This is a genomic window from Flavobacterium sp., assembly GCF_043780635.1.
Classification (GTDB): Bacteria; Bacteroidota; Bacteroidia; order Flavobacteriales; family Flavobacteriaceae; genus Flavobacterium.
The window spans coordinates 1-7,946 of record NZ_JAYWCK010000131.1 but is presented as its reverse complement, the minus strand read 5'-3'; the positions used below and the strand labels follow the sequence as shown (position 1 = coordinate 7,946).

Genomic DNA, 7,946 nt, shown 5'->3' with positions numbered 1-7,946 from the left:
GTTTTTGAGGGAGTAATTGCTTTAAATAAAGATTTTGGAGCAGGATACTTTTATAAAATAATTATGGAAGATGCAGTTTTAGTTAAATAGTAATTATTATTAGTACCTATTTTAAAAAGTACTGTTGTTTTACAACAGTTTTTTTTTAATCATAACAGTTATCATTATAATTAAAGTTCGCTTCAAGCTAGGTTGTTTGCTGTTCTATATTCAAAACAAAGCATATGATAAACAGCTCAATTTATTGCTTTTAGGAGCACAAGACTCAATCTTTTCTATTAATGGAACCTCATTATAGCCTTTTTGTTTAACTATATTCTCAATGATGAATATTTGCATAACCGTTTGATTTATCTAATGTAAGGGGTCTTGAGAGTAAATTAGCTTCTGTTATTTAGACCTCATTAAAAACTATATATCTCGCAATTTTTACCACAATATAATGAGGAATATATTCCATTTTATCACTTGCAACAAAAAAAAAGACCAGTACGTAGCTGGTCTTTTTATTGCGTATTATATCATAAAATAACTTTCTATTCCTTGGTAAGAGGAGTATCTCCTTTTGAATACCCTCTTTCTTTATGACACCCTGTTAAGCAGGTACCACCTGTTTCTTTCTCAATAAAGTTTAATGGCATGTCCCATCTGCCAAATTTCACTTTATCTGCAATTAATTTGGTGTTTTTTGATGCATGAATATCGTGACAGTTCACACAGCTACGGCCTTTTTCTTTAGTAACATGAACGAAATGCAAGTTTTTATCACCATTTCTAAACCCAGTCCCTGTAGTTGTTTTTTCTGCATTCATCAAATCAGTATCATGACATTCAAAACAAAGAGAATAATTTTCTGTTACACCCTTTGCATAATTACCTGAAGGAAAATTTTCTTGTAACAACAACTGTCTTTCTGAATAATGGGGATTATGACAGGCAGTACAGCTTTTACTAAGTGCAGGATGATTGTGTTCGTTCTTTTTTAAATGCTCCTCAATATTCATAATAACTCTATCCCCTTTTTTAAGTTTCTTATTATGACAACTCAAGCATAAGGTTTTGCTTTCATCTACTAACAATTTTTTAATTGTAGAAGCATGAGGGTTATGACATTTTAAACAAGATTCTCCTTCAAAAGAAGCAGTATGCACAGTTTTTGCGTTAGCAAGTCCCTCTTTGTGACTCGTATGGCATGACAAGCATAAGCCTGGTAAACTAGCCGATACAAATTTAGGACTGTCAGAACTATGTATTTCATGGCACTTAATGCATTGCCCTTCTTTTAATGGCTCGTGTACAAATTTTAAATTATGTTCTTCTTTAATCTCCGTATGGCATGAGTAGCAAAGTTCAGATCCTTCCGCAAATAACTTAAACCCCACTTCTTTTGTTGTTGATGGGTGCTTTTTCCCATTCGATTCATGGCAGGCAGCACAACTGGTAGCCGTTGGCCCATGAATGTGTTTTTTTGCTGTAGTTTCTTTATGGCACTCAATACATTTATTGTCTTGAGCGAATACATTTGAAGATAAGCAGAAAAGGAGACTTACTGTAACGAATAATTTCCAAGATATTTTAATATCCTTGGTATTAAAAATTGGGTAATTGGTTTGTTTTTTCATGATATTTGGATTTCTTTATTAAAAGCGTCTTATTATTTTTAATTTAATCGCATTAAAATTATGATTCTCGATAGCAAGGGTTTCTCTGCGGTATAAATCAGCAGATAGCTCCACTATTATTTGCTTGTATATGGTAGCCAATTTAGCACTACCCAAAAATAAATTTAAATCGATGCCTTCGCCTTCCTGGATTCTATACCCTGCTCTTAAGTCAAAGTGGGTTTTGTAGTTAAAATTATAAGTTAGATTCATCGCTACATCAACAAATTTTTGTTTTCTTCCTTCTTCACCAATCATATGATAATTGGTATAGTTTCCATTTAAAGTGTACGATAGTTTATTGTCTTTCAGACTCCCCTGTAAATTGGCAAAGTATCGGGTTAATCGGTAAGGAACTACATTACTTTTAAAATCATCATGTTCAATCCCAATGTTCACAAATTGATAATTCAATTTAAATCCGTACAATTTTTGATTGATGTATTGTAAAACCAAATCGTTTGTTACTGCAACATCTCTATAGTCTTGATGTAAGTATTTATAATTAATTTCTAACAAATTATCAAATAAATTTAACATACCCATAAATATATTTGCATCTAATTTATAGGAGTAAACTCCCAGACTCTTTGCGGTATAATCTATATACACCGTCGTGTTGTTCGGAATTAAACCACCTGGTATCCTTTGAATTTCAATAAAAGCATCGCGTTGTATCAATATATAATCTATATTTTCCTGATAGATAAGACTCGCAGTTGCATCAGTTACCAAAACAGATTCTATATATACATTTGGATTTCGCAATAAAGTTATTTTGCCATCAACCAAAGTATAGGGTTCTTTAAAAACAGAAATATCGCTTGTTCCACTGCTCCCTTGTTGATCTTGTAAAGAATAATTATAATTTAAGGAGAGTTTCCCTTTTAAAGGTACTTTTTTTGTGTAGCCAATGTTAAAACCTGCCCGGTTAAACGTTGCATTTGAGTTAGACCAACCATAATCTCCTTTTTTAAAAAAAACTGCAGTATTTAAACTTTCATACCATTGGTGTTGAATATCAGCCTCAATATCTCTATTTTTTGAAAACTGTTCATCTTGATGGCCTTCTGAATATCCAAAACGGGTATTAAACCTCAAATGCCATGGTAAATTAATAGTTAAGTTTTCAGAAAAGTTAAGCCTATCAAAGGGATTAGTTCCCGTTTGGTATATCTTATAGATCAAAGAAGAAAATTTATAATCTTTGTTTTTATCTATAGCAATGTCGTTTCGAAGATTGAGATTGGTGCTTTTATTTTCATTTTCATATACATCAACCAATTCATAAGTATAATATCGTTGTGAAAAATTAAATACATTCTGATCTCTTTTCCCAATAGATTTTTCTATTGTTCCAACTATTTCTTCCTCTGTATTTTTATAGTGTCGGTTGGTATATTTTTCTTGGTTTTCATCTTTAGAGTTCTTATAAGTTACAGTAAGTGGCAACCATTTATTGTTAAAGCTAAAATGGCTACCCCAATTAAAATAGGTAGCATTATATTCTGATAAATTTTCATAATTAGAATAGACGTTATTGTAACTAAGAAAAGGCCTTAATTTAATTTTTTTCTCTCTAAATAAAGAAGCCGCCACATTTAAACGCTCCCCTGAATTTACGATGGCATAGTCGGGCATTAATATGGAGGCATCTTGTCCTGCACCGGGATTGTATTCGGCTTCTATATCCAACACTAAAAAATTGGGGTGCCAAAAATACGATTGGGCGTTGAGCAAAAATTTACCTGAATATAAAAAATTAGTCTCCTTGTTTTCACCTAAAGGCCCCGAAGTATAGCTGTCCTTATATTGCCCATACAATTCAACCCCCCCATTTAAGCCCATAAGCCCCCAAGTTTTGGGTTGGTAGTTGCCATTTTGGGCAACCCCTAGTATAGAAGTAAATAATACTATGAAACTAACTTTTAACTTTTTCATAACGATGAATTTTTAGTTAAAAGCATTGGGTTATTACTGCCGTGTGGGTTATGGCAACTGGTACAGCTCTGTTTTTTTGAAGTTAAATGAGTTTGTGTTCTGTAAATATCAGCTTTGTTATGACAGTTTAAACACAATTCATTAGCTGTTAATTTTAAGAGGCTTGGTGTAGTTGAGTCATGGCTTTCATGGCAGGCAACACACAAACCACCAGCCCCAACGGGCCCATGCATATAGGTGTATTTTACTTCAAATTTTTCATGACATTCATAGCAAGCATTGTCTTGTAGTAAACCTTTGTTTGCACCACCGTGTGGATTGTGGCAGGTCACACAACTTTTATCTCCTATGGTTTTGTGAATTTTAGAGCTATCAATGGCAAGTTTATCATGGCATTTAAAGCACAATAGATTTCCTTCTTCAAGCAATAAACTATTCAGCTTTGATCTATGTGGATTGTGGCATTGGGTGCAATTGCCGGATGCCACAGGTCCATGAAGAGAACTATAGGCAGTATTAAAATTAGTATGACATGTATAACACAAGTCTTTTAAAGGGGTCTTTAATTTACCCATACTACCCGCATAATGACAATCATTACATTTCTTTTCAAGATAGGGCTTATGGATGACAAATTCTGGTTTCTTAATTGTTATTTTTGACCGATTAAGACTGTCAAATTGCCCTAAATTTATGGAGTCTTTTGATTCAACATTGGCAACAATGGGAGCGGGAACACCATCCAAAAAAAACTTTTTTAAATTATAAATTTTGTTTGGAGCACATGAAAAAATAAGTATTGTAAAAACAATAAAAATTAAAAAGTTTTTAGACACAAACTTGATCATTGGATTTCATATTATAAAATATAAGATTTTTCTTTTTTAGTGAAAAATTTAAACAAGGAGTATTAATTACTTCTTTAAGTCTATTCTTCCGTACACTGAAATTTTTTCAGGTCCAAATTGATTAGCTACAATAATTAAATACTTGAGGTCATACCTTTTATCAACTAAGTTTTCAAAATATTTGGTGTTTTCATAATCAATTGTAATTTGAACTGGTAAGTACATATCCCCAGGACCATTATAGGCCCCTCCAAAGAACATTAATAATTTGCCTTCTTTATTAAATATTTGAGCATTTTCAAAAGCTGCATCTAACACATATACATTGTTTTCTTTATCTGCCGCAAGACCTTTTGGACGCGAAAATTGCCCCATGTTATCTCCTAATGCACCTATATTCATAATATGCTTGCCTTCAAGCGAGTATATTTTAACGGTAAAATCTCCTGTATCCGTAACATAAATTCTGTCATCAGAAATACTTATAGCCGTTGGAGAATACAAATAATCACTATTCCCTTCTACAGATTCAGGGAAATATCCCTCAAATTCTTTGGTTGCTTTATTAAATATATTTACTCGGTTATTTCCAAGATCTGCAACATATATTTTGTTGTTTTTTACAACTAAGTCAATAGGATTCTTCATGATCTCGCCACCAAACTCTGTTAAATATTCATTTTTAGAATCATATACCGATACAACTCCTTGTCTTGGATTTGCCAAATAGAGGCTTCCATCTTCATCTACAAAATTATTGATAGAAACCGCAACTCCTTTTTTTAGTTTAGGAGTAAACTCTTTAAAACTTTTATTTTCTAAATCTATTATTTTAATGGTATTATTGCCTAAATCGCAAATGTAAATTTTCCCATTTCTAATACTGACTCCATATGGTTTTTCAATGTTAGAAATTACTTCCTTACCAACAATTGAAGCATTAAATGCAGTCTGTATAGCAGCAATATCCGAAGAACTACTATAAGACCTTAAATACTGTATGCGAGCTGTATCTGATTCTTTGGGGAATAAAACTTTGGCAGCTTCCACCTTGGTATTACTGGCTATTTTAGGAGAACAGGAAGTAATAACAACCCCAAATACAATCATGATATACTTAATACCCTTCAATAAATTTTGCACTATTTTCATAAGATTAAAAGTTTTTAGATTCCTTAAATTAGAGACCCAATTAAATCAATACAAATTTATTCTATTAAAATAATATATTTTATGATATTTATCAGTTATAAGTGGGTTTAATCATTCGTATTAAATTTTTGTAACCTAAGAATTTAGATATCCAGTTTTATAAAAAAAAGGCGAAAAATTTTCACCTTTTTTTTAGATATGTTGTATAAAAAAAAGGCGAAAATTTTTCGCCTTTCTTCCTATAACAATAAAATGTGTTATTTAATATGACAGGTCAAACACAATGCACTTGCTGCATTTGTTGCACGTAATAATTTAGTACCTACAGGTCCATTATTATGAGCATCATGACATGAAGCACATTCTACATTGTTTGCAAATAACATAGCTGCTACAGCAGGAGTAACTGAAGGGTCTTTCAAACCACCATCAGAACTTGCTAATGCAGTATTATACGCAAATGAAACTGGATGGTGAGTACTTAAATTTATCCCTAATAATGCAGGTCCAGTAATTTTACCACTAAGAGCTCCTGCTTTTCCAATAAATGCATCTAAATCTACTGTACCATCATGGCAGCTTAAACATAATTTAGAAGTTCCCCCTGGTTGAGTAGTTGTTGCATTAAAAGTAGAAGAAATTAAATTTGTGTACAAAGTGAAAGTAGCTGCAGTAAGAGTATGGTTCCATAAAGGTGCTCCTGTTGCAGCTATCGCGTTGTGAGGAGTATGGCAAGTAATACAAATTTGGCCACCTGTATTCCAAAGCGCTGCTTTAAAATCGTGTTTAGATCCAGTAATTACTCCTTGAGCAAATGTGAAAGTTGAAATTAGCACTAAAGCTAATGTTAAAAATAATTTTTTTGTTTTCATAATAATAAATTAAGGTTGTTTTTAATGTGTTTTTAAATGGGTTTTTTTTAATTATTTTGTTTTCTAATTACAGGTTAAAATTATAAGAAAACTGATACTAAAAATATGATAAATATCATCTTTTTAGTAAATTCAGCATTTTTCTTAAGATTTAGTTAATAATTATTTTTAATTATCTGATTTACAGGTAATTAAAATATTACAATGTATTTTATGCTTTTTTTAGTAAAAAATTAAAGCATTGATTATCAACACAGTAATTTATTTAAAATGAGTTAAAATAACGAATTATTTGTGTTTTTTAGGTGAATTTTGAATACTACAAAACAAGACAAATTTGTCTTGTTTATATATTTAAAACAAGACAAATTTGTCTTGTTTTGTTTAGCAATCAAAAGTCTAATACGTTTTTTAGGTTATTTTGCAGAGGATAGAGAAACCTTTTTTTATTAAAAAAAAACAAAAGGACTAGCAGAAAAATAGGTTTTCTGCCTTTTTTATAAAAATGTGGTAGATTGATAAGCTGTAAACATGTTTTTTACACCCAACGGCATAATGTTTTTTATTGTATCATCAGTTGTAGAAATTAATAATTTGAACCTTCAGATTTGTGTGTATAGTTTACCACACCATTAGGGTCATGACAGGTCATAAAACATTTTTTCTGGTCGAGATCTATCATTCTACCATTTAAAGGATTGGGCTGTATCACGTTTTTGTCGAAATTAACACCATATGCATTTTCAGACAACGAACCACCTTCATAGCCATGAGGGTCATGACAGGTATTACAGCCAATGGTTTCCATAAAATGTCCTCCACTGATTTTTGTATGAATGTCTGTAACGGTGCTTATTGCATGGCATTCAAAACACAAAGCGAAGTTACTTTGTATCAATGATGGCCAATTCTTACCCAATCGAGGTGTTTTATCCATATTATAGTTAGCCTTTAAGATTCTTGGATAAATAGAACCATGAGGTCCTGAAGACGAATTTTTCCCATCACTGGCATGACAAGAAGAACAATATATCTTACTACTTGCATTATAAGGCGAAATTAACCCCCTTGGATTGCTGTTCTTCCCTTCTATAACAACAGGATGGAATGAAACATTAGTTGCAGCAAAATCAGTTCGGGTATTCGCTGTTCCTAAATATCTATTAGTATAAATTGGAGTCAAAGGATTATCGGCATGGCATTTAAAACAAATTTGATATTCATAAACAGCTGGAAAAACATCAACCCCTGTTAGGCCAACTCCTTTTACGTTAACATTTGCACCTTTTACTAGTGGCGCTTGTGCTTGAGAAGAATTGGAAGCGTGTGCATTATGACAATCTGTACATTCTATATGTTTTTCTGTTTTAATTTTAGACTCAGCCGGATCATGAATTCCCATATAAGCATATACATTATGTCTGTATGGTTTAGAAAATTCGACTTGTATGTTTTTGGTAGCTACATTACCA

General features: G+C 31.9%; 6 protein-coding genes. All 6 read right to left on the bottom strand.

Translation table 11 applies throughout. The features are described 5' to 3' along the window. Positions 1-536: 536 nt before the first annotated feature. Complete coding sequence (locus tag ACH2BV_RS11895; RefSeq protein WP_395050952.1) at positions 537-1,622, bottom strand: cytochrome c3 family protein; 1,086 nt, start codon at positions 1,620-1,622, stop codon at positions 537-539. 18 nt (positions 1,623-1,640) lie between these two features. After that, the gene (locus ACH2BV_RS11890) at positions 1,641-3,602 is read right to left on the bottom strand and encodes a hypothetical protein (protein WP_395050951.1); all 1,962 of its coding nucleotides are present in this window, start codon (positions 3,600-3,602) and stop codon (positions 1,641-1,643) included. Beyond that, positions 3,599-4,450: a cytochrome c3 family protein gene (locus ACH2BV_RS11885; RefSeq protein WP_395050950.1), complete on the bottom strand. Its 852-nt coding sequence runs from the start codon at positions 4,448-4,450 to the stop codon at positions 3,599-3,601. Before ACH2BV_RS11885 ends, ACH2BV_RS11890 begins: the two co-directional genes overlap by 4 nt. Positions 4,451-4,516: 66 nt before the next feature. Next, a complete protein-coding gene (locus ACH2BV_RS11880) occupies positions 4,517-5,602 on the bottom strand; it encodes a 6-bladed beta-propeller (RefSeq protein WP_395050949.1) in 1,086 nt (361 codons plus the stop codon). 257 nt (positions 5,603-5,859) lie between these two features. Further along, on the bottom strand, positions 5,860-6,438 hold the full coding sequence (locus ACH2BV_RS11875) for a cytochrome c3 family protein (RefSeq protein WP_395050948.1): 579 nt from the start codon (positions 6,436-6,438) through the stop codon (positions 5,860-5,862). Positions 6,439-7,060: 622 nt separating this feature from the next. After that, on the bottom strand, positions 7,061-7,946 hold an 886-nt coding region (locus ACH2BV_RS11870; protein ID WP_395050947.1), incomplete at its 5' end, for a multiheme c-type cytochrome.

Coding starts and splice junctions, on each gene's coding strand:
- ACH2BV_RS11885 (WP_395050950.1), bottom strand. CDS start 4,450: ATGATCAAGTTTGTGTCTAAAAACTTTTTAATTTTTATTGTTTTTACA.
- ACH2BV_RS11880 (WP_395050949.1), bottom strand. CDS start 5,602: ATGAAAATAGTGCAAAATTTATTGAAGGGTATTAAGTATATCATGATT.
- ACH2BV_RS11895 (WP_395050952.1), bottom strand. CDS start 1,622: ATGAAAAAACAAACCAATTACCCAATTTTTAATACCAAGGATATTAAA.
- ACH2BV_RS11890 (WP_395050951.1), bottom strand. CDS start 3,602: ATGAAAAAGTTAAAAGTTAGTTTCATAGTATTATTTACTTCTATACTA.